Source organism: Streptomyces flavochromogenes, assembly GCF_000717595.1.
Classification (GTDB): domain Bacteria; phylum Actinomycetota; class Actinomycetes; order Streptomycetales; family Streptomycetaceae; genus Streptomyces; species Streptomyces flavochromogenes.
Map to the genome: position 1 here is coordinate 279,852 of NZ_JNZO01000018.1, position 19,933 is coordinate 299,784.

The 19,933-nt window shown below is 72.7% G+C and carries 16 protein-coding genes; 3 read left to right on the forward strand and 13 right to left on the reverse strand.

Annotation, left to right across the window (positions count from 1 at the left end; translation table 11 throughout):
• Positions 1-29 precede the first annotated feature (29 nt).
• From IF00_RS0123055 to fxsT, 3 genes are all read left to right on the forward strand, one after another.
• Entirely contained in the window at positions 30-236 is a 207-nt protein-coding gene (locus IF00_RS0123055) for a hypothetical protein (protein WP_158710513.1), read from the forward strand.
• Positions 237-329: 93 nt separating this feature from the next.
• Positions 330-1,607: an HEXXH motif domain-containing protein gene (locus IF00_RS0123060; RefSeq protein ID WP_051820562.1), complete on the forward strand. Its 1,278-nt coding sequence runs from the start codon at positions 330-332 to the stop codon at positions 1,605-1,607.
• Positions 1,608-1,666: 59 nt separating this feature from the next.
• On the forward strand, positions 1,667-4,690 hold the full coding sequence (fxsT, locus tag IF00_RS0123065) for an FxSxx-COOH system tetratricopeptide repeat protein (RefSeq protein WP_030320937.1): 3,024 nt from the start codon (positions 1,667-1,669) through the stop codon (positions 4,688-4,690).
• A 77-nt stretch (positions 4,691-4,767) separates the two neighbouring features.
• Here fxsT and IF00_RS0123070 read toward each other — a convergent pair whose 3' ends face one another.
• The 13 genes from IF00_RS0123070 to IF00_RS0123130 all read right to left on the reverse strand — a co-directional run bounded on the left by IF00_RS0123070 (position 4,768) and on the right by IF00_RS0123130 (position 19,879).
• Complete coding sequence (locus IF00_RS0123070; protein ID WP_030320939.1) at positions 4,768-8,589, reverse strand: multifunctional oxoglutarate decarboxylase/oxoglutarate dehydrogenase thiamine pyrophosphate-binding subunit/dihydrolipoyllysine-residue succinyltransferase subunit; 3,822 nt, start codon at positions 8,587-8,589, stop codon at positions 4,768-4,770.
• A 290-nt stretch (positions 8,590-8,879) separates the two neighbouring features.
• A complete protein-coding gene (locus IF00_RS0123075; protein WP_051820576.1) occupies positions 8,880-9,971 on the reverse strand; it encodes a HAMP domain-containing sensor histidine kinase in 1,092 nt (363 codons plus the stop codon).
• A gap of 29 nt (positions 9,972-10,000) precedes the next feature.
• Positions 10,001-10,738 (reverse strand): response regulator transcription factor, encoded by a 738-nt coding sequence (locus IF00_RS0123080; protein ID WP_030207163.1) that lies wholly within the window; start codon positions 10,736-10,738, stop codon positions 10,001-10,003.
• A 71-nt stretch (positions 10,739-10,809) separates the two neighbouring features.
• The gene (locus IF00_RS0123085; protein ID WP_030320942.1) at positions 10,810-11,481 is read right to left on the reverse strand and encodes a spermidine synthase family protein; all 672 of its coding nucleotides are present in this window, start codon (positions 11,479-11,481) and stop codon (positions 10,810-10,812) included.
• A 151-nt stretch (positions 11,482-11,632) separates the two neighbouring features.
• Complete coding sequence (locus tag IF00_RS0123090; RefSeq protein WP_030320943.1) at positions 11,633-12,121, reverse strand: pyridoxamine 5'-phosphate oxidase family protein; 489 nt, start codon at positions 12,119-12,121, stop codon at positions 11,633-11,635.
• A gap of 59 nt (positions 12,122-12,180) precedes the next feature.
• Positions 12,181-13,623 (reverse strand): MFS transporter, encoded by a 1,443-nt coding sequence (locus IF00_RS0123095; protein WP_030320945.1) that lies wholly within the window; start codon positions 13,621-13,623, stop codon positions 12,181-12,183.
• Between the two features lie 396 nt (positions 13,624-14,019).
• Entirely contained in the window at positions 14,020-14,631 is a 612-nt protein-coding gene (locus IF00_RS0123100; protein ID WP_030320947.1) for a hypothetical protein, read from the reverse strand.
• The gene (locus IF00_RS0123105; RefSeq protein WP_030320948.1) at positions 14,628-15,956 is read right to left on the reverse strand and encodes a hypothetical protein; all 1,329 of its coding nucleotides are present in this window, start codon (positions 15,954-15,956) and stop codon (positions 14,628-14,630) included. The genes IF00_RS0123100 and IF00_RS0123105 overlap by 4 nt, the downstream gene beginning before the upstream one ends.
• Complete coding sequence (locus IF00_RS0123110; RefSeq protein ID WP_030320950.1) at positions 15,953-16,750, reverse strand: ABC transporter ATP-binding protein; 798 nt, start codon at positions 16,748-16,750, stop codon at positions 15,953-15,955. Before IF00_RS0123110 ends, IF00_RS0123105 begins: the two co-directional genes overlap by 4 nt.
• Complete coding sequence (locus IF00_RS0123115) at positions 16,747-17,829, reverse strand: serine/threonine-protein kinase (protein WP_051820563.1); 1,083 nt, start codon at positions 17,827-17,829, stop codon at positions 16,747-16,749. Before IF00_RS0123115 ends, IF00_RS0123110 begins: the two co-directional genes overlap by 4 nt.
• A complete protein-coding gene (locus IF00_RS0123120) occupies positions 17,826-18,446 on the reverse strand; it encodes an RNA polymerase sigma factor (protein ID WP_030320954.1) in 621 nt (206 codons plus the stop codon). The genes IF00_RS0123115 and IF00_RS0123120 overlap by 4 nt, the downstream gene beginning before the upstream one ends.
• A gap of 131 nt (positions 18,447-18,577) precedes the next feature.
• Entirely contained in the window at positions 18,578-19,162 is a 585-nt protein-coding gene (locus tag IF00_RS0123125) for a hypothetical protein (RefSeq protein WP_158710514.1), read from the reverse strand.
• Positions 19,163-19,231: 69 nt separating this feature from the next.
• A complete protein-coding gene (locus tag IF00_RS0123130) occupies positions 19,232-19,879 on the reverse strand; it encodes a GNAT family N-acetyltransferase (RefSeq protein ID WP_037638855.1) in 648 nt (215 codons plus the stop codon).
• Positions 19,880-19,933: the final 54 nt, after the last annotated feature.

The window sequence follows — 19,933 nt, forward strand, 5'->3', positions numbered from 1 at the left end:
GGGCAAAGGCCGGTGAGGAGGAGCCGAGGGTGTTGGAGCACACGAAGCGGGTCGCAGGCGTCGACCGGGCTGAAGGACGACCCCGGCGCCTGCCCGATCTCACCGGCGTGGACCTGCGGACCTTGCGCTTCATGGACGATCCCGACCTGGAGGCAGCCGTCGAGCGGGTGTTCTGGCGGACGCGGGACCTCGGCGACTCCTGGCTGGAGAGCAACGGGGACGGGTCCCACGGCTGACCTCCGGGGGAGGGGCGGCTCCGACCGGCCGTTTCCGGCCAGATGCCCGCCGGGCGACGGCGGCACGGCACGGGGGCTCGAAGGGGGGCGGACATGAACGTCGCGTCCCTGCCGGCCTCCGCGTTCGCCGAGTTGGCCCGGACCAGCCCCGCCCCGGCCGGGCTGACCCTGCTGCGGTCCGCCCTGCACACACGGCGGCTGCTGCTCCTCAAGGCGCTCCTGGTGCGCGTCCACCGGGAGCGGGCTTCCGTCGGAACGGGTGCGCTGGGCCGGTTCGAGCGCTCCTGGGACCTGCTCGAACAAGTCGAGCGGCACCATCCCGCCGTGGTCCGGGACGTTCTCGACTACCCGACGACCGGCGTCTGGCTGGCCGCCGCGCTCGCCGAGCCCGCCGGGCCGGACTTCGACCGCCTGCTGACCCGTCTCGACATGGTCGCGCTCACCGCCGCCCTGCGCTCCGGCGACCCGCTCGACCTGACCGTCGAGACCGCGGACGGCCTGCTCTCCCTGCCGGGCGTGGGCCGGCTGCGGATGCCCTCCGACCGCGTCCGGATCCTTGCCGGCAACCGGACCGCACGGTTTCATCCGGACGCCGGCCGGCATCCCGCACCCACCGTCCTCACCCTCCTCGCCGGGCGCCGGGGCGTGCTCGCGGGACGCGGGCCCGACTGGAGTCCCGTGCGTTCGCTGCCCCGTGGCACCACGCGTCTGGACGACCTCGACCCGTACAGGGTGCCGGTGGGCACGGCCGGCGGCTCCATCGGCACCCCCGCCGGCCACGTCGACACCGACCACGCCGTCTGGTCCGCCCGCTGGCGCGCGGCCCAGGAGTTGCTCGCGCGTACCGACCCGGGCCGGGCCTTCGAGGTCACCCGCTCGGTCCGTGTCGTCGTCCCGCTCGTCCCGTGCGGGCCGGGCCACCGCGGTGCCACCCTGAGCGCGGCTCCCGGAGCCGTGCTGACCTCGCTGCCCGACGAGGCGTGGGGGATGGCCGAGACGCTCGTCCACGAGCTGCACCACAGCAAGCTGGCCACGCTCCACGAACTCGTGCCGTTGTACGGCCCCGGGCGGGACGCCGTGCACCAGGTGGGCTGGCGGCCGGACCCGCGGCCCATCGCCGGCGTGCTGCACGGCGCCTACGCGCATCTGGCGCTCGCCGATCTGTGGCGCCGCGCCGCCACCGTCGAGGGGGTGCCGACGTCCTGGCGGTCCGATGCCGGGCAACAGTTCGACGAGCTCCACGATCAGGTGGGCGAGGCGCTGACGATCCTGCTTGAATCCGATGAACTGACTAGGGAGGGGCGGGAGTTCGCGTATCAAATGCGGCAGCACCACGCGAGCCTCGGCACGACCCCCCTCGTCGCTGGGTAACACTGTGCCCACGGCACATGACACCGCGTTGCGCGGGAGCGGGACGGGAGACACGACAGATGGCGGAACAGCGGTCGGGCGGCGCGGCGGACCACGGGGGCAGGAACGGGCCGGAACACGTCCTCGTGGTCTTCCCCGGCTATCACCGTCCCTGGGCGACCTGGGTCAACCAACGGCTCGACGCCCACGGCGTGCGCGCCAGCCTCCAGCGCTGGGACCCTCCGCGCGAGGTGCCCCTCGAAGACTCGCTCGGCGACCTCCTGCTCGCCCGGGGCCAGGTGCTGCTCGTCCTGGACGACTGGTTCTTCCAGCTCGGCCCCCGGGCCTCCGGTGAGTGGAACGACGTACTGCGCGGCTTCGTCGCCGCCCATTCCGAGCGGTTCGCCGCGGTCAACCTCACCAACCGGCCCCTGCTCCCGGCCACCGCCGTCCTCGAACCCGTCAGCCTGTGGGGCGTCGGCGAGGAGGAGGCCGAGGCACGCCTGCTCAGCCGGCTCGGCATCGATCCGCGTCGGGCCTCCGGCCGCCGGCTGCACGCCGGGTCCCTCATCCGCTTCCCGGACACACCCCCCGAGATCTGGGGTGAGATCCCGCGCCGCAACCCGCGCTTCACCGGCCGCGACGACCTGCTCACCGAGCTTCAGGCGCGACTCATGGACGCCGGCCGGGGCAACGCCGCGTGCACCCTGGTCGGCATGTCCGGGATCGGCAAGACCCAGATGGCCGCCGAGTACGCCCACCGCTTCAGCTCCGACTACGACGTCGTCTGGTGGGTCAGTTCCGACGACCGCAACGTGCAGCGCGACCGCTTCGGCGAACTCGCCGCCGAACTCGGCCTGACCACCGGCAACGAGCCCGGCGAACGCATCCGTGCCGTCCGCGAGGCGCTGCGCCGCGGAGACCCGCACTCCCGCTGGCTCGTCGTCTTCGACGGCTGGGACGACACCGACGGCGCGAACGTGATGCTGCCGCAGGGACCCGGCCACGTACTGATCACCTCACGCAACCGCGGCTGGGGCGAGTTCACGGACACCCTGAGCATCCGGGGCTTCGACCGGGCCGAGTCCACGGCCTATCTGATGCGCCGTGCCCCGCACATCACCGCACCCGAGGCCGACGAGGTCGCCGCCGAGTTCGGCGACGTGCCGCTGCAGCTGGTCCAGGCCGCCGCCTGGCTCGGCGAGTCCCGGATGGAGGTCCCCGAGTACCTGCGCATGGTCCGCGAGGGACGGATCAACGCCATGGACGAGCCGGCCGGCGGCGACGGCATCCCCAACGCCTCCCTGACCTCCTGGTCGATACTGATCAACCGGCTCCGACGCACCCAGCCGCAGGCCATCGACGTGCTCAGCCTGTGCGCCTCCTTCGCCCCCGGCCGCATCCCGCTCGGCATCGTCCGCGCCTATCCGCAGGCCGACCTCCCCGAGGACCTGCGCTGGATGGTCACCGACCTCGCCGCCTGGTCCCGGGCCCTGGACACCCTGGTCAACTACTCCGTGCTCAGCCGCGAGTCACGCGGTCCGGTCCCGAGCGGGGAGATGGGCCCCCACCAGGAGTCCGTGCACATGCACCGGCTCGTCCACGACATCGTGGCCCGGCTCACCGACGGCGAACACCGCACGGCCCACCGCAAGGCCGTCCGCACCCTGCTCGCCGAGGCCGATCCCGGCAACCCCATGGACAGCAGGAACTGGCCCCGCTACGCCGAACTCCTGCCGCACCTGGAACCCTCCGGGGCTCTGAACAGCCGTAACCCACGCGTGCAGACCGCCGTCCTCAACTGTCTGCGCTACTGCTTCCGCAGCGCCGAATACCGGGCCGGCATCCGGCTCGCGGAGCGGATCCGGGAGAACTGGTCCACCTTCATGGACCCGGTGAGCTCCGAGATGCAGGAGCTCACCAGCCAGGAGTGCTCCATCCTGCGCAACTACGGGCGCTTCCGTGACGCGTACCAACTCGATCTCGCCCTGCGCACCCGCCTCGACGAGGCGGAGACCTCCGACCCGCTCGGCTCGCTCCGATCGGACATCTCCATCGCCAGCGACCTCCGCTTCCTCGGTCAGTACCAGGAGTCGGAGCGGATGCAGCGCGACGTCGTCGCCGAGTCCCGGCGTCTGCTCGGCGAGAACGAGTTCCTCACCCTCGTCGCCGGGAACAACCTCGGGGTCGCCCTGCGGGTGCTCGGGCGCTACAAGGAGGCGTACGAGCAGGACATCGCCACCCTCACGCGCGCGGAGAGCGCCCTCGGCGCCCTGCACTCCCAGACCCTCATCCTCGGCAACAACGTCGCCCAGGACCAGCGCCTGCTCGGCCAGTACCGTGAGGCGCTGGCCCGTCAGGAGGCCAACGTCCGCGTGCACGTCCGGGTCATGGGGCCCCAGCACCTGCAGACCCTGTACGCACGGGCACAGCTCGCCCTGTGCCGTCGGCGGGAGGGCGGGTTCCCGCAGGATCTCGGTGCCACCATGGCGAGCGTGCTCGAACAGATGCAGCAGGTGCACGGGCGCGACCACTACATCACCCTCGCGTCGATCAACAACTACGCCAACTACCTCCGCGAGCACGGTGACCTCGACCACGCGCGCGAACTCAGCCGCGAGGCCGAGGCCGGCTACCGCGCCCTCCTCGGCCCCGCGCACCCCGTGGCCACCGGCGTCCTCGCCAACACCGCCCTCGTCCTCCAGGCCTCCGGCGAACGCGCGGACGCCCTGGCCATCCTGGAGGCCGCCCTCGCCGGCCTGACCTCCTCGCTCGGGTCCGACCACCCCTGGGTGCTCGGCTGCGCGCTCAACACCGGAGCCGCCCGGAACTTCAACGGCCGGGTGCACGACGCGGCCGAGCTCAGCCGGGACACCCTCCGCCGGGCCCGGCACACCCTCGGCAACGAGCACCCGCTCACCCTGTCGTGCCAGGTGGCCCTCGCCACCGATCTGCGCGGACTCAGGGAGACCGAGGAGGCCGGGAAGCTGGAGGAGGACGCCCTGCTCACCCTCACCCGCACGCTGGGCGCTCAGCACCCGCACACCCTGTCGGCACGGCAGCGCAACCGGCCCTACTGGGACTTCGAGGCCAACCTGGGCTGAGCCCGCACACCCGGCGGAGACGCCGGAGGCCCGGCACCCCACGCGGGGTGCCGGGCCTCCGTACGTACTCCGGTCGATCAGGCGTCGAAGACCTCGTTGACCAGCTGCTGCTGCTCGGCCTGGTGGCGCTTGGCCGAGCCGACCGCCGGGGACGAGGAGTGCGGACGCGAGATCCGGCGCAGGCGCTCGCCCGCCGGGATGTCCGCGCCGACCGCCAGGTCCAGGTGGTCGATCAGGTTGAGCGCGATGAACGGCCACGCACCCTGGTTCGCCGGCTCCTCCTGCGCCCAGATGTACTTCGCGGCGTTCGGGTACTTGGCGATCTCGGCCTGGAGCTCGGCACCCGGCAGCGGGTACAGACGCTCGAGGCGGATGATCGCGGTCTCCGTGTCGCCGCGCTTCTGCCGCTCGGCCTCCAGGTCGTAGTAGACCTTGCCGGCGCAGAAGACGACCTTGCGGACGTCGGCCGGGTTCGCCGTCGCGTCACCGATCACCGGGCGGAAGCCGCCGGTGGTGAACTCCTCCGCCTTGGACGCCGCGGCCTTGAGACGCAGCATCGACTTCGGGGTGAAGACGATGAGCGGCTTGTGGTGCGGGTTGTGGACCTGCCAGCGCAGGAGGTGGAAGTAGTTCGACGGCAGCGTCGGCATGGCGACCGTCATGTTGTCCTGGGCGCACATCTGGAGGAAGCGCTCCGGGCGCGCGGACGAGTGGTCCGGGCCCTGGCCCTCGTAGCCGTGCGGCAGGAGCAGCGTGACGCCGGAGGTCTGGCCCCACTTCTGCTCGGCCGAGGAGATGAACTCGTCGACGACGGTCTGCGCGCCGTTGACGAAGTCACCGAACTGGGCCTCCCAGATGACCAGGGCGTCCGGGCGCTCCAGCGAGTAGCCGTACTCGAAGCCCATCGCCGCGTACTCGCTGAGCAGCGAGTCGTAGACGTTGTAGTGGGCCTGCTCCTCGGTCAGGTAGAGCAGCGGGGTGTAGTCCTCGCCGGTCTCCTGGTCCACCAGGACCGCGTGACGCTGGCCGAAGGTGCCGCGGCGGGAGTCCTGGCCGGACAGCCGGACCGGGGTGCCCTCCATCAGCAGCGAGCCGATGGCGAGGGTCTCGCCCATGCCCCAGTCGATCGTGCCGTCCTCGACGGAGGCGGCGCGGCGCTGCATCTGCGGCATCAGACGCGGGTGGACCGTGATCCGCTCCGGGACGCTGACCTGCGACTCGGCGATCCGCTTGACGACCTCGGCGGAGACCGCGGTGGTGACGCCGACCGGGAAGGCGGCCTTGGCGTCCGGCACGGTCGCCGTCGCCGGGGCGTTGGTGGCCTCGCGGACCTCCGCGAACACCTTCTCCAGCTGGCCCTGGAAGTCCTGGAGCGCCTGCTCCGCCTCTTCGAGGGTGATGTCACCGCGACCGATGAGCGACTCGGTGTACAGCTTGCGCACCGAACGCTTCTTGTCGATCAGGTTGTACATCTGCGGGTTGGTGAACTGCGGGTTGTCGCCCTCGTTGTGACCGCGGCGGCGGTAGCAGATGAGGTCGATCACGACGTCCTTGTTGAACGTCTGGCGGAACTCGAAGGCGAGCCGCGCGACGCGGACCACGGCCTCCGGGTCGTCGCCGTTCACGTGGAAGATCGGCGCCTCGATCATGCGGGCCACGTCGGTCGCGTACATCGAGGAACGCGAGGACTCCGGGGCGGCGGTGAAGCCGACCTGGTTGTTGATGACGATGTGGACCGTGCCGCCGGTGCGGTAGCCGCGCAGCTGCGACATGTTCAGCGTCTCGGCGACGACACCCTGGCCGGCGAAGGCCGCGTCACCGTGCAGGGCGACGGGCAGGACGGTGAAGTCCGTGCCGCCCTTGTTGATGACGTCCTGCTTGGCGCGGACGATGCCTTCCAGGACCGGGTCGACCGCCTCCAGGTGCGAGGGGTTCGCGGCCAGCGAGACCTTGATCTCCTCGCCGTCGAGACCGACGAAGGTGCCCTCGGCGCCCAGGTGGTACTTGACGTCGCCGGAGCCGTGCATCGACTTCGGGTCGAGGTTGCCCTCGAACTCGCGGAAGATCTGCGCGTACGACTTGCCGACGATGTTCGCCAGGACGTTCAGCCGGCCGCGGTGGGCCATGCCGATGACGACCTCGTCGAGGCGCGACTCGGCGGCCGAGTCGATGACCGCGTCGAGCAGCGGGATGACGGACTCGCCGCCCTCCAGGGAGAAGCGCTTCTGGCCGACGTACTTCGTCTGCAGGAAGGTCTCGAAGGCCTCCGCGGCGTTCAGCCGGCGCAGGATCCGCAGCTGCTCCTCGCGCTCCACGCGGGAGTGCGGGCGCTCGACGCGGTCCTGGATCCACTTGCGCTGCTTCGGGTCCTGGATGTGCATGAACTCGACGCCGGTGGTGCGGCAGTACGAGTCGCGCAGCACGCCGAGGATGTCGCGGAGCTTCATCATCGACTTGCCGGCGAAGCCGCCGACCGCGAACTCCCGCTCCAGGTCCCACAGGGTGAGGCCGTGCTCGGTGATGTCCAGGTCGGGGTGCTTGCGCTGCTTGTACTCCAGCGGGTCGGTGTCGGCCATGACGTGGCCGCGGACCCGGTAGGAGTGGATGAGCTCGAAGACGCGCGCGGCCTTGGTGACGTCGTCGTCGTGCGACGCGTCGATGTCCTTGAGCCAGCGGACCGGCTCGTAGGGGATGCGCAGGGCCTTGAAGATCTCGTCGTAGAAGCCCTCCTCGCCGAGGAGGAAGTTGGCGACGACGCGCAGGAACTCGCCGGAGGCGGCGCCCTGGATGACGCGGTGGTCGTACGTCGAGGTCAGGGTCATGACCTTCGAGATGCCCAGCTTGTTCAGGGTGTCCTGGGAGGTGCCCTGGAACTCGGCCGGGTAGTCCATCGAGCCGACGCCCATGATGACCGACTGTCCGGGCATCAGACGCGGGACGGAGTGAACGGTGCCGAGGCCGCCGGGGTTGGTCAGGGAGACCGTGACGCCGGTGAAGTCCTCCATCGTCAGCTTGCCCACGCGGGCCCGCTTGACGATGTCCTCGTACGCCTGCCAGAACTCGAAGAAGTTGAGCGTCTCGGCCTTCTTGATGCCCGCGACGACGAGCTGGCGGTCGCCGTTGGGCTTCACCAGGTCGATCGCGAGACCGAAGTTCACGTGCTCCGGCTTGACCAGGGTCGGCTTGCCGTCCTTCTCCGCGAAGGAGTAGTTCATCGACGGCATGGCCTTGATCGCCTGCACCATCGCGTAGCCGATGAGGTGCGTGAAGGAGATCTTCCCGCCCCGGGCGCGCTTCAGGTGGTTGTTGATCACGATCCGGTTGTCGAAGAGCAGCTTCACCGGGACGGCGCGGACGGACGTGGCCGTCGGCACCTCGAGCGAGGCGTTCATGTTCTTCGCGACCGCGGCGGCGGGACCGCGCAGAGTGATCAGCTCGGGGCCGGCCGGGGCCTCGGCCGCGGGCTTGGCGGCGGCCGGAGCGGCCTTGGCCGGGGCAGGCGGGGCGGCGGCCGGCTTGGCGGCGACCGGCGCGGCAGGGGCCGCGGCGACCTTCACGGGCGCCGGAGCGGCTGCGGGGGCCGGGGCCGCGACCGGAGCGGGCGCGGGAGCCGGAACGGCCGCAGGAGCGGCAGGCGCGGCCTGTGCGGGGCCCGCCTGCGGCACCGCAGGGGCGCTCGGCGTGGTGGAAGCCGGGGCGGTCGGGGTCTCCGACGCTCCGGGCTTGTAGTCGGCGAAGAAGTCCCACCAGGCACGATCGACCGAATTCGGGTCCTGGAGGTACTGCTGGTAGATCTCGTCGACGAGCCACTCATTGGCACCGAAGGCGGCTGCGGGGCTCTTGCCCTGCCCGTCCTGGTCGGTCGGGGAGCTCGGGGTACTGGGGGACTGAGACGACACGGCGGCAACCGCCCTCTTCCGCTTCACAAGGTGATGGACAGCGGAAATAAAGGCTACGCCTGTCCGGCCGAGAGGTGCAGGCGGGGAGCGCCAACGTCGCGCAAGTCACACTTGACGCGGTGTTTCGGGGCCGTGAATGGCGGGAAACAAGCGTGGTTCCGCATGTGTGAGGGTAGGGAGAAGCGCAGGCACGGCCCTCTTCGACCGCACCTCTGACCACGTCCCGCTCACTTGCGCGGAGGTCTCCCCCACGTACACGCAGAACGAGCTCTTCCGGTTCGAACCCTACGTCAATCTCTTGGCGGAAGGCTGCCCGGAAGAGTGACCCTGATGCGGCAGCCGCGTGATGATTCGGCCACCCCGATCCCGCCGCCGTGCAGATCCACCGCCCAGCGGGCGATCGCGAGGCCGAGCCCCGTGCCGCCGTCGCTCCCGGGGCCCTGCCGGTGCGGCGCCGTGCCCCGGTTGAACCGCTCGAAGACCTTGTGCCGCTCCGACTCCGGGATGCCGGGACCCTCGTCCTCGACCTCCAGCTCCAGGGAGTCCGGGTACGGGCCGCGCCGGGCCCGGACCGTGACGCGGCCGTGCGGCGGCGAGTGCTTCACCGCGTTGTCGATCAGGTTCGCCATCACCTGGTGCAGCCGCTCCGCGTCCGCGTGCGCCACCAGCTCGGGCGGCGACACGTCCAGATGCAGATGCACGTCCGTGCGGTTGTGCAGGCCCGAGGTGGACGAGAGGCCGCGCTGCGAGGCGGCCAGGTTCGCTTCGCGCAGAACCCCGGACAAATACGGCCAGACCTCGAAACGGCTCGCCCTCAGCGCCACGACACCGTTGTCAAGACGTGACAGGTCGAGCAGCGTCTCCACCAGCCGGCCCAGCCGCTCGGTCTGCTTCAGCGCCGACCGCATCGTCTCCGGATCCGCCTCGGAGACCCCGTCCACGACGTTCTCCAGTACGGCCCTGAGTGCGGCGATCGGGGTCCGCAGCTCGTGCGACACATTGGCGACCAGCTCCTTGCGGTGCCGGTCCACCGCCTCCAGGTCGTCCGCCATGCGGTTGATCGTCGACGCCAGGTCGCCCAGCTCGTCGCGCCGGTCCGCGCCCCGCACCCGCCGGGTGAAGTCCCCGCGCGAGATCGTCCCGGCCACCGTGGTCATCTCGTCCAGCGGCGCCGTCAGGGACTGCGCCACGAACTGGGTGATCAGCAGGGTCGCGATCATCGCGAAGATGGTGATGTACCGGAACTCCGTGGACGTCCGGATCGCCACCAGCGCGAGCCCGGAGGTCAGCAGGACCGCCCCGACCACCAGCGTGCCCAGCTTGGTCTTGATCGAGATCGCGATCCGGCGCGGCCGGCGCGCCTCGCCTTCCGGCCCCCGCAGCTCCCGCGGCCGCCCGGGCCTCCGCCGGCTCACAGCGCCGGGGTCTCCAGCGCGTAGCCGACGCCATGGACCGTGCGGATCCGCTCGGCCCCGATCTTCCGGCGCAGCGCCTTGATGTGGCTGTCCACGGTCCGGGTGCCCGAGGCGTCCGCCCAGTCCCACACCTCGGCGAGCAGCTGCTCGCGGGAGAGGACCGCCCGCGGGGTGCTCGCCAGGCAGACCAGCAGGTCGAACTCGGTCGGGGTCAGGTGCACGTCCTCGGACCGCACCCGGACCCGGCGCTGCGCGTGGTCGATCTCCAGCTCGCCGAGGCGCAGGATGCCGCTGCGCGGGGTCACGGCCGCGAGCGCGGCCCGCTCCACGCGGCGGAGCAGCACGTGCACCCGGGCGGCCAGCTCCCGCATCGAGAACGGCTTGGTCATGTAGTCGTCCGCGCCCACGCCGAGGCCGACCAGCATGTCGGTCTCGTCGTCGCGGGCGGTCAGCATGAGGACCGGGACGGGGCGCTGGGCCTGGACCCGGCGGCACACCTCCAGGCCGTCGAACCCGGGCAGCATCACGTCGAGGACCATCAGGTCCGGCTGCCATGCCTCGGCCGCGTCGACGGCCGCGGGGCCGTCGGTCGCGGTCTGGACGAGAAAGCCCTCGGCGCGCAGCCGAGCGGAGATCGCCTCCACGATCGTGGCGTCGTCCTCGACCACGAGCACCCGGCGCTGGGCACCCGGAGTCGCCGCCGCACCGTGGTGAGTGGTGTGTGTCTGCTCCATTGCCCCGCCTCGCGTCGCCGATGTCGGCTCTGCAGCCTAGAGGTACCGCAGGCGTCCCGGCTATCCAGGACTTACTCGGGGCGGACGCCGAGGTGAACCACGTCGGGGACGCCCCGGGCAACGGGGATCTCTTCCGTCCGTACCGCGCTGAATCCGGCATTCCGCAAGGACCATTCGAAATCGGCGGAGGGCCGGGCGGACCAGACGGCGAGCACGCCGCCGGGGTTCAGACGGGCCGCGCAGGCCGCCAAACCCTCGGCCGCGTACAGGGATTCGTTGTCCTCGGTGACCGTCCAGTCGGGTCCGTTGTCGATGTCCAGACAGAGGGCGTCGTAGGTGTCCGGGGAAGTGCGGAGATGGTCCACCAGGTCCGTGTGCAGGATCACGGTCCGGGAATCCGCGAGCGCGGCCCCCGAGATCGAGGCGAGAGGCCCCCGACGGTGCCAGTCGATGATCGCCTCCTCACGCTCGACGACCGTGATCCGGCCCCAGCGGGGGTCGGCGGCGGCGTGGGCGAGCGAGAAACCGACGCCGAGACCGCCGACGAGGACGGACGCGCCGGCGCGGGACGGCTCGGGGAGCGCGGCCTGCGCCGCGTCGATCAGGAGTCGCTCGGAGCGCCCGTCGGAGGTGTCCATCAGGAAGGTCCCGTTGGCGATGATCTCGTAGTGCTCGTCGCGACGGCGGAGGACGACCTCTCCGTACGGTCCTTCGCGGCGGTCGAGGGTGACGGTTCCGGACATGGTCGGTCGCTCCGCTCTCGGCTCGGCAGTGGGTCCCCGGCCATCCTCGCGGGCGATCGGGGCGGGGACAAACCCGTTTCGGGGAAGGGGGGATGGGAGGGGATGGGATCGGACAGCCGTGCGAGAGGCCCGCTCCCCGCCCGCGCCGCGCTCAGCGCCGGGTCCCGTCCGTCCAGATCCGGCTGCCGAGGTCCGAGCCCCGGAGCACCTGAACCCGCCACGGTTCGATGCGAAGGACGTGGTAGTCGGGGTCCTCGGGACCGCCGCGCCAGAATCCGGCGGGGTCGTACCCGACGCCCGTGGGGCTTCCCTCGCGGTAGAGGTCCCACGCGTACCGCCTGCTCTCCCGGTCCTCCGCCCAGATCGAGACGCTGTCGATGAACACGGCGTTCTGGCGCGGGTTCCAGTACGAGTAGGTGGTGTGCGGGTTGCCGGCCAGATGAGCCACCTTGACGGGTGTCCTGTGGGCGGCGAGCCAGCCGACCGGCCTTCCGTCGACCACTTCCCAGACCGGCAGCAGTACCCGGGCCCTGGGGCGCGACGCACTGTCGACGGTGATCATGGTGCAGTAGACGATGTCCTGGATATAGGCGTTGAACTTGTCCTCGATTTCCGAGAAGGACTCCACGCGGATGGCCATATCGATTCCTTTCGGTATCCCGTATCCCGTATCCCGTATTCCGGTGGTCGACGGGACGGCTACATCGACGCGTCGACGCGCTCGGCCGTACGGGGAATGTCCGCGGGGTCGGTGCCGGGACCGGGTCCGGCGTCGGCAGCCCCCGCCCGGCCGCGGAGGCCGAAGGCGCTGACGAGGGCGGCGACGAGGGCGGCGACGAGCGGCACGACCAGGGCGGCCCGGTAGCCGTCGAGGAGCGCCGTCGGCGAGGTGCCGTCCGTGGCCGCGATGTTCACCGCGGCGACGGCGGACAGGCCCAGCGCGGCGCCGAACTGGAAGGACGTGTACAGCAGACCGCCGGCGACGCCCTGCTCCTCCTCGGCGATGCCGTCGGTGGCGGCGATGGTCAGCGGCCCGTAGGCCAGGGAGAAGGCCAGGCCCAGGATGATCAGGCTCGGGAACATCGCCAGGTACGTCCAGTCGGCGCCGACCGGCAGGAACAGCGCGTACGACAAGGCGGCGAGGAGCAGACCGCCGAAGATCACCCGGGCGTTGCCGAACCTGGCCACGAGCCGGGGCGTGAGGGTGGGGGAGAGGACCGCGTCCACACCGATGGCGATGAGGGCGAAGCTGGTCTGCAGGGTCGACCAGCCGCGCAGCTCCTGCAGGTAGAGCACCGCGATGAACTGGAAGCCGAAGAAGCCCGCGGCGAAGAGCAGTCCCGCCAGGTTGGCGCGGACCAGCGAACCGTTGCGGAAGAGGCCCAGGCGCACCAGCGGCGAGGGCGATCTGCGCTCGACGGCGACGAAGACCAGGAAGAGCACCAGGCTCGCGGCGACGGTGCCGACCGTCGACGCCACGGAGACGTGCGCGGCACGCTCGACGCCGAAGACGAGGAGCAGGATGCCGCCGGTGACGCTGATCGAGCCCGCCAGGTCGATGCCCCGGCCCGCGCGGTCCGGGCGCGGCGACCCCGGGATGAGGGCGATCGCCGCGATCAGGATGAGAAGACTGAGGACGACCGGCGCGAAGAACACCCAGCGCCAGTCGACGGCGGCCAGCAGGCCGCCCACGACGAGGCCGATCGAGAAGCCGCCGGCCGCGGTGCCGGAGTAGACGAGCAGCGCCTTGTTGCGCTGAGGGCCCTCGTCGAAGCTGGTGGTGATGATGGACAGGCCGGCCGGAGTCATGAACGCGGCGGCGACACCGGTCACGAAGCGGGCGACGATCAGCATCCAGCCCTCGGTGGCGAACCCGCCGAGGCCGGAGAAGAGCAGGAAGACCACCAGCCAGAAGACGAACATCCGGCGGCGTCCGAACAGGTCGGCGGCCCGGCCGCCCAGCAGCATGAACCCGCCGTAACCGAGTACGTAGGCGCTCATGACCCACTGGAGCATGCCGGTCGACATGTCCAGGTCCTCGCGGATCGACGGCAGGGCCACGTTGAGCATGGCCACGTCGATGCCCTCGAGGAAGATCGCGCCGCACAGGACGAACAGCACGCCCCAGGCGCGCCCGCTCATCCGGTCCGTACCGCTGCTCGACGGGGATTTCGGGATGGACACAGAATTGCTCCTTGTGCGCGGAGGAATGGTCGTGGGGAATCGGCCGAATTCTTGCGGCAGGCGCGCGGCATTCCCTCGTGATCCGCGTGAGAAGCCGGCCCGGCAGGGGCGCGGCACAAGGAGAAAGCCGTGCCGCGGGATTCCCACGCGTCGATGGGGAAATCCTGCGGCACGGCGGAGATTCGGGGAAGAAGGCACTTCGAAGTCACCCGGTCACTTCACGGGTACCGACCTCACTTCACGGGTACCGACCTCACCTCACAGGCGCCGGCCTCACTTCACGGGTACCCGCGTCATGGCGTGCGGGGGTGGTCACGGCGCGCGCGGGCGTGGCGGCCGCCGCGCGCGCGGTCCTCAGGACTCGCCCGTCACCCGCCGCGCGCCCCGCCACGCGTACAGGGCCGTGCCCACCGTGAGCGTGGCGACCGCCACGGTCCACGCCCCCGCCTGGGTGCCCGGCTGCATCACCCAGGCCCACCACTGCGCCCCACCGCCCGGGGTGGACGGGGCCGCGAGATAGACCGTGCCCACGAAGAAGGCCGGCGGCAGCCAGCTCAGCCGGGCGCCCACGACGGCGGCGGCGACCGCCGTCACCCCCACGAGCCCGAGGGTGTTGCGTACGGCGGCGAGCGCGCCGAACTGCTCCGCGTGCCCCGGTACCGCCAGGGCGAGCAGCGTGACGGCGAGGGCGGCCGGGGCGAGTACATGGGCGAGACGGCGGGGCCACCACGCGCGCACGGCCGTACGGTCCAGCTCGTCGCTCGGCGTGTGGAGACTGCTGCCGATCGCGGCGGCCGCGAGCAGCGGGCCGAGGACGACGACCGGCAGCCGGGCCGTGTGGTCGAAGTCGGGCCGCGATTCCAGCCACCAGGCCGCCCAGGCGGCGGCCACCGCCGTTCCGGCGAGGGCGGCCAGGGCACCGGGGAGGGCGCGGGAGCGCAGATAGAGCAGGGCGGAAGGCCTCACGGGACCGGCACCTCGTCGGGGTGGCAGGTGTTCGCCGCCAGGTAGCGGCCCAGGTAATCGCGTTGGGCGGCAGGGGACTTGGCGCGGAGGCGGTCGATGTACGGCCGGGCGGCGGTGGTGTCGGGGCCGTAGCCCTCGGGGGTCGGCGCCAGCCACTCGATGACGGCGAGGTTGACGATGCTCGCCCGCTCCGCGTCCGGGCCGGTGTTGTCACCCGGTCGGCACGTGTCCGAGAACAGCCACGACACCGCCGAGTTCAGAAACAGATCCGGGCGCGGGAGCCGGCCACGCACCGCGGCGGTCGCCGCGTTGGGCAGTTCGACGTCCCCGGGGCGAGGGGGACCGAACGGGCCGCCGACCCAGCGGACCGGGGCGCCGGGCAGCCCCTTGAGGCGCGCGTTGAGCGGGGCGAGCGCCGCCGTCACCTCCGGCAGCAGGCGTTCGTCCACGGCTGTGAGGCAGACCTGCGGCGTGCCGTCGTCGCAGAGCGGACGGGCCAGGGCCGGGTCCGGACGCCACGGTCCCTCGTCCGACGGCAGGCGCAGGATCGCAGCGGCGGCGGCGACCGCCACGGCCAGCGGCACCAGGACGAGCGGACGCAGCCGCGCCCGGCGGATCCCGTACGCGAGGAGGACGGTGAGCGCGAGTCCGGCCGTCCACGCCATCGACACCGGACCGAACCACCACACCGGCCGGTCCCAGAGGAACTGGTGCTCGGCGGCGGGGCCGAGCCAGCGGGCGGGGCCCTGGCTGTACGCGCCCGCCCCCAGCACGACGTACCCGACGATGCCCAGGAGCGGGGCCGTCAGCCGCCAGCGGACCGCACGTCCGACGACATGGCCGACGGCGCCCAGAGCGGCGACGGCGACCGCGTCGGCGGCGAGGAGTTCGAGGAAGGGGCGGCCGCCGGAGGCGTACGGCCAGGTCGCGAGGAGACAGACGGCGTCGGCGAGGAGCACGCCCGCGGCCGGCCAGAGCGCGGACGGGGCGACCGCGACGAACAGGCGGCGCAGCGGCGAGCGGGGTGCGGACTCCCAGAGGTCCAGCGTTCCGCGTCGCCGGTCCCTGCCGCCCTGCCAGCAGCCCGCCGCGAGTGCCAGCGGTCCGGCGAGCAGCCCGGCCGCCACGTGCAGCAGGTTCGTGGCGTCGGCCCAACGCCCCTGCCAGCCGGGGGTCTTGCCGTACATCGCCACGAGGACGGTGAGCAGGACGGCGGTACCGGTCCAGGGGCCCAGTCCGCGGCGCAGCTCGATGAGGACGGGCCTCGGCGCGCGGACGGCCCGTCCGGCGGTCCGGGGCGGGGGAGGGGTGAGGGTGGCGGTCACCGGAGTGCTCCCTTCGCGGTGTGCGAGGGGGTTCGGTGGGCGTGCAGGGCGGCCGTGTAGCCGCGCTCGACGGCGTGGGTCGTGGAGTCGTTCCCGTCCGGGGACTCCCCGCCGAGCGCGGTGAGTTCCGCCGTCGAGCCCTGGAAGGCGAGGCGGCCCGACTCGATGAGGGCGACGTCGGTGCAGGCCGCGGCCACGTCCTCCACCAGGTGCGTGGAGACCACCACCGTCGCCTCCGTGCCCAACTCCCGCAGCAGCGAACGGAAATCGACCCGCTGCTCCGGGTCGAGACCGGCCGTCGGCTCGTCGAGCAGCAGCAGTTCGGGCTCGTTCACGATGGCCTGGGCGATTCCGGCGCGCCGGACCATGCCGCCCGAGAGCGTCTTCATCCTCGCGTCGATCCGGTCGCCGAGCCCGACCCGTGCCACGGCGTGCTCCACGGCAGCCGGGACCCGCTCGGCCGGCACCTCCTTGAGCCAGGCGACGTAGGCCACGAACTCCCGCACGGTGAAGGCCGGGTAGTGGCCGAAGTCCTGCGGCAGATAGCCGAGCCGGCGCCGGATGCCGGTGCGTTCGCGATGACTGGTCGCGTCCCCGCCGAGCAGCTCCACCCGGCCGGAGGAGGGTGCGGCGACGGTCGCGAGGACCCGGATGAGGGAGGTCTTTCCGGCGCCGTTCGGGCCGAGCAGGCCGTGGACGCCGGGACCGAGGGACAGGTCGAGCCGGTCGAGGGCGACGGTACGGCGATGGCGGACGGTCAGTCCGCTCACCGCGACGGCGGTCGAGACGTTCACCGGGACTCCAGGTGGTCGAAGGAACGGCGCCGCAGCACGAGGAGGGCCGCGCAGGCCAGCGCTGCGGCGGCCCACCCCCCCTGGGCGGCGGGGCCGGAGAAGTACAGGGCGAGCGCGGTGGCCGAAGCGGCCGTGTCCACGGGCCCGAGCAGCGGACCCGTGACGGCGAGCAGCCACCCGCCGCCGAGCGTCGCGGCCGCCGCACGGCAGCCGACGAACGAGCCGAGTGCGAGCGTGGCCAGCGTCAGCGCCAGGCCGGGCAGCAGCCAGGCGGCGGCTCCCGGGAAGCCGGCCACCGGCGGCAGCAGCGCGCCGCCCGCGGTCAGCAGCGGTACGCAGACGGCGAGGACGGCGGCGGTACGGGTGAGCAGCAGCCGCAGCCCGCCGGACGGGGTGGCGGCGGTGATCTCGTACAGCGGATCGGCATGACGTCCGTACGAGACGGCGACGCCGGCGAGCGGAAGGACCGGCGAGAGGGCGAGCAGCAGACTCCGCGCCCCCTGGACCCCGGCTCCGTAGGCGAGCCCGTAGGCCCCACCGACGACCAGCATCACGGCCACCACCCAGGACCCGCGCAGGGCGGGCCCGACGGCCCACCAGAGCCGCGCCCACCGGCCGAAGGGGGTGGGGGCGTGCGGGGTGGGGGTGTGCGCGACGCGGGTGGGCCGGGCGCCGGGGGTGGCGGATTCAGGTCGGAGCCCGGGCGAGGTGGTGGGTCCGGGTCGCCGCCCCAGGGAGGCGACGGCTGCGATCCGGCGGCCGAGGGGGGCGCCGGGTGCGGTCCGGTGGGCGGGGGAACCCGGGCGTACGGCCCGGGCGCCCTCCCGTGCCCGACCGGGTCCGAGGGACGCCAGCAGCTCGGCGCGGACGCTCGCCAGCACCGGGCCGGCCGTTCCGGCCCGTACGGCGGCCGAGACGCGGCCGGCGCAGCCCGCGCAGGACTCGACGTGCTTCTCCAGCGACCAGGCGTCGGTCTCGGCGGCCGACCCGTCGGCGTACCGGCGCGCGAGGGCGTCGCTGACGTGCCAGGGGAGCCCGGGGCTCCCGGGGACGTCGGCAGGGGGGCGTCGTGTCGTCATGCGGTGCCTCCCAAGGCGTGTGGGCCACCGGGGTGGGCCGCCCCGAGCGCGGCGCGCAGTTCGCGGCGGGCGCGCAGGGCGCGGGTCTTGACCGTGCCCTCGGGTATGCCGAGGAGCCGGGCGGTCTCGCGGGTCGTCAGGCCGTCGACGACGGTCGCCCGCAGGACCTCGGCGAGCTCGGGCGAGATCCGGTCGAGGGCCGCGCCCACCTCCCCGTACTCCAGTCCGGCGAGCACGCGGTCCTCGGCGGAGGACGGCTCCGTGGGCACGGCGGCGTGTTCGGCCGCCCGTTCCACGACGCGTTCCGCGCGGGCCCGGGCCCGCTGCGCGTCCACGAGGCGCCGGGCCGCGATCACCCAGATCCAGCCACCGGCCTCGCCCCGGCCCCGGTGGCCGCCCGCCGAGCGCCAGACCGTGACGAAGGTGTCCTGGAGGACCTCCCGTACGGTCTCCTCGTCCGGGCAGCGCCGGGCGAGGCGCGCGTGCAGCCAGCCGGCGTGCCGGTCGTACAGCACGGCGAGCGCCTCGGAGTCTCCCCGGGCGACCGCGCGCAGCAGCGCCGCGTCGTCCTCGTCGCCCCCGGAGGGGCCTCCCCCTGCGGGGCGCAACAGTCTCACGCCTTCCCTATCGCGCGCGTGCCCCGGTTCGGTTCTCCGTGCCGGGCCCGATTCGGGAGTCCACCGGTCCGGTGCGGGAGTACGGCGGCCCTTTCAGGGGCTCGCCGGCGGGGGTCCGCCGGCGGTCCGGCTCAGGGGTTCGTCGGCGGGCCGCCCTCCGGGAGGGCGGCGAAGACCCGCTGGAGCGCGGCCGGGCGCTCGCCGTCGCCCGAGACGACGAGGCGGTGGCGGTACGTCACGTAGTACTGGAAGCCGTCGAAGACCGGGCCGCCCGTCGGCCGCTCCGGGACCCGGGCGTACGCGGGGTCCTCCAGGGCGGCCCGGAGCTCGGCGGCCTCGGCGGGGGTCTGCCGGCCGGTGCGCGGCGCCTTGGTGCCGGAGCGGCTGGTCCAGGAGCCGTCGTAGTGGACGACGAGCTTGTTGCGGACACCGGCGAGGCCGCCGTTGACGACGACCTCGACGAGGACCTCGGCCGGGTGGGGGTCCGCCGTGGGGGTGCCGGGCGCGGCGGTGGTCCCCGGCACCGTCGTGACTCCTGGGGTCGCCGTGGCCCCCGGGGCCGTCGTCGTGGCGGCCGGCTCGGCGGGTCCGCTCAGCTCCGACGGCGGTCCGCCCGGCGCGGGCGGCGTCTCCGGCCCGCAGCCGCTCGCACCACCGACCAGGACCCCCACCAGAAGCAGGGTCCCGCACCACGTCACCCGTACGCCTCTCACCATGGACCGAGCATGCCAAGGGACGGGCACCGCGCGCAGCCGGACGGTCAGGTTCGGGCCCGGACCCGACCGTCAGCCGGTCCCGCCGCCGTCCCGGACGATGCCGGTGAGCGGACCGCGGTAGCGCCAGTCGAGGGAGTCGTACAGCGCGAGGCCGTCCGTGGTCGCGGAGAGCACGCCGGTCTCGGCGCCGGCCTGCGCGGCGGCCGCCTCCAGGGTGCGCATGACGTTGGCGCCGAGCCCCCGCCGCCGGTGCGCGGGGTCGGTCTCGATCTGGTCGGCGACGGCCGTGGAACCGGTCGGGGCGATCCGGCCGCTCGCGGCGAGGGTGCCGTCGGGCGCCAGGACGCGGACCCGGATGACACCGTCCCGGACCTCGGTGGTCCGCGCGTACCCCTCGGGCGGGGCGGGCCGGGCGCCGGGGTCCAGCGGCTTGATCATCATGAAGCCCGGGTCGTCGGGGACCGTCCATCCCTCCGTGATCCACGCGTGCGCGTCCGCGGGCTCGGCCATGATCTTGAGCCAGCTGTACGGGGTGGTCAGCCGGGCGCAGAGTGCGCCGACGGTGGCCGCGTCGGGAGCGGGCAGGACATGCCGTACGACGTGCCGGGGCAGCCCCACGTCGATCCGGTGGCCCCACGGCTCGTGGACGGCGGCCGGGGTCCCGCGGGAGACGGTCCAGCCCGCGACCCATGCCGATGTAAGAGCTGCAATATCCATGCAGTCATTACATCGGTCGAAAGTGGCCCGTGCGAGGGTGATCGCTCAGAGCGA

Bases quoted from the DNA above. Each gene is read 5' to 3' on its own strand.
- IF00_RS0123060 (WP_051820562.1), top strand. From the start codon at position 330: ATGAACGTCGCGTCCCTGCCGGCCTCCGCGTTCGCCGAGTTGGCCCGG.
- fxsT (WP_030320937.1), top strand. From the start codon at position 1,667: ATGGCGGAACAGCGGTCGGGCGGCGCGGCGGACCACGGGGGCAGGAAC.
- IF00_RS0123080 (WP_030207163.1), bottom strand. From the start codon at position 10,738: ATGGAGCAGACACACACCACTCACCACGGTGCGGCGGCGACTCCGGGT.
- IF00_RS0123085 (WP_030320942.1), bottom strand. From the start codon at position 11,481: ATGTCCGGAACCGTCACCCTCGACCGCCGCGAAGGACCGTACGGAGAG.
- IF00_RS0123090 (WP_030320943.1), bottom strand. From the start codon at position 12,121: ATGGCCATCCGCGTGGAGTCCTTCTCGGAAATCGAGGACAAGTTCAAC.
- IF00_RS0123095 (WP_030320945.1), bottom strand. From the start codon at position 13,623: ATGAGCGGGCGCGCCTGGGGCGTGCTGTTCGTCCTGTGCGGCGCGATC.
- IF00_RS0123115 (WP_051820563.1), bottom strand. From the start codon at position 17,829: ATGACGACACGACGCCCCCCTGCCGACGTCCCCGGGAGCCCCGGGCTC.
- IF00_RS0123125 (WP_158710514.1), bottom strand. From the start codon at position 19,162: ATGGTGAGAGGCGTACGGGTGACGTGGTGCGGGACCCTGCTTCTGGTG.
- IF00_RS0123130 (WP_037638855.1), bottom strand. From the start codon at position 19,879: ATGGATATTGCAGCTCTTACATCGGCATGGGTCGCGGGCTGGACCGTC.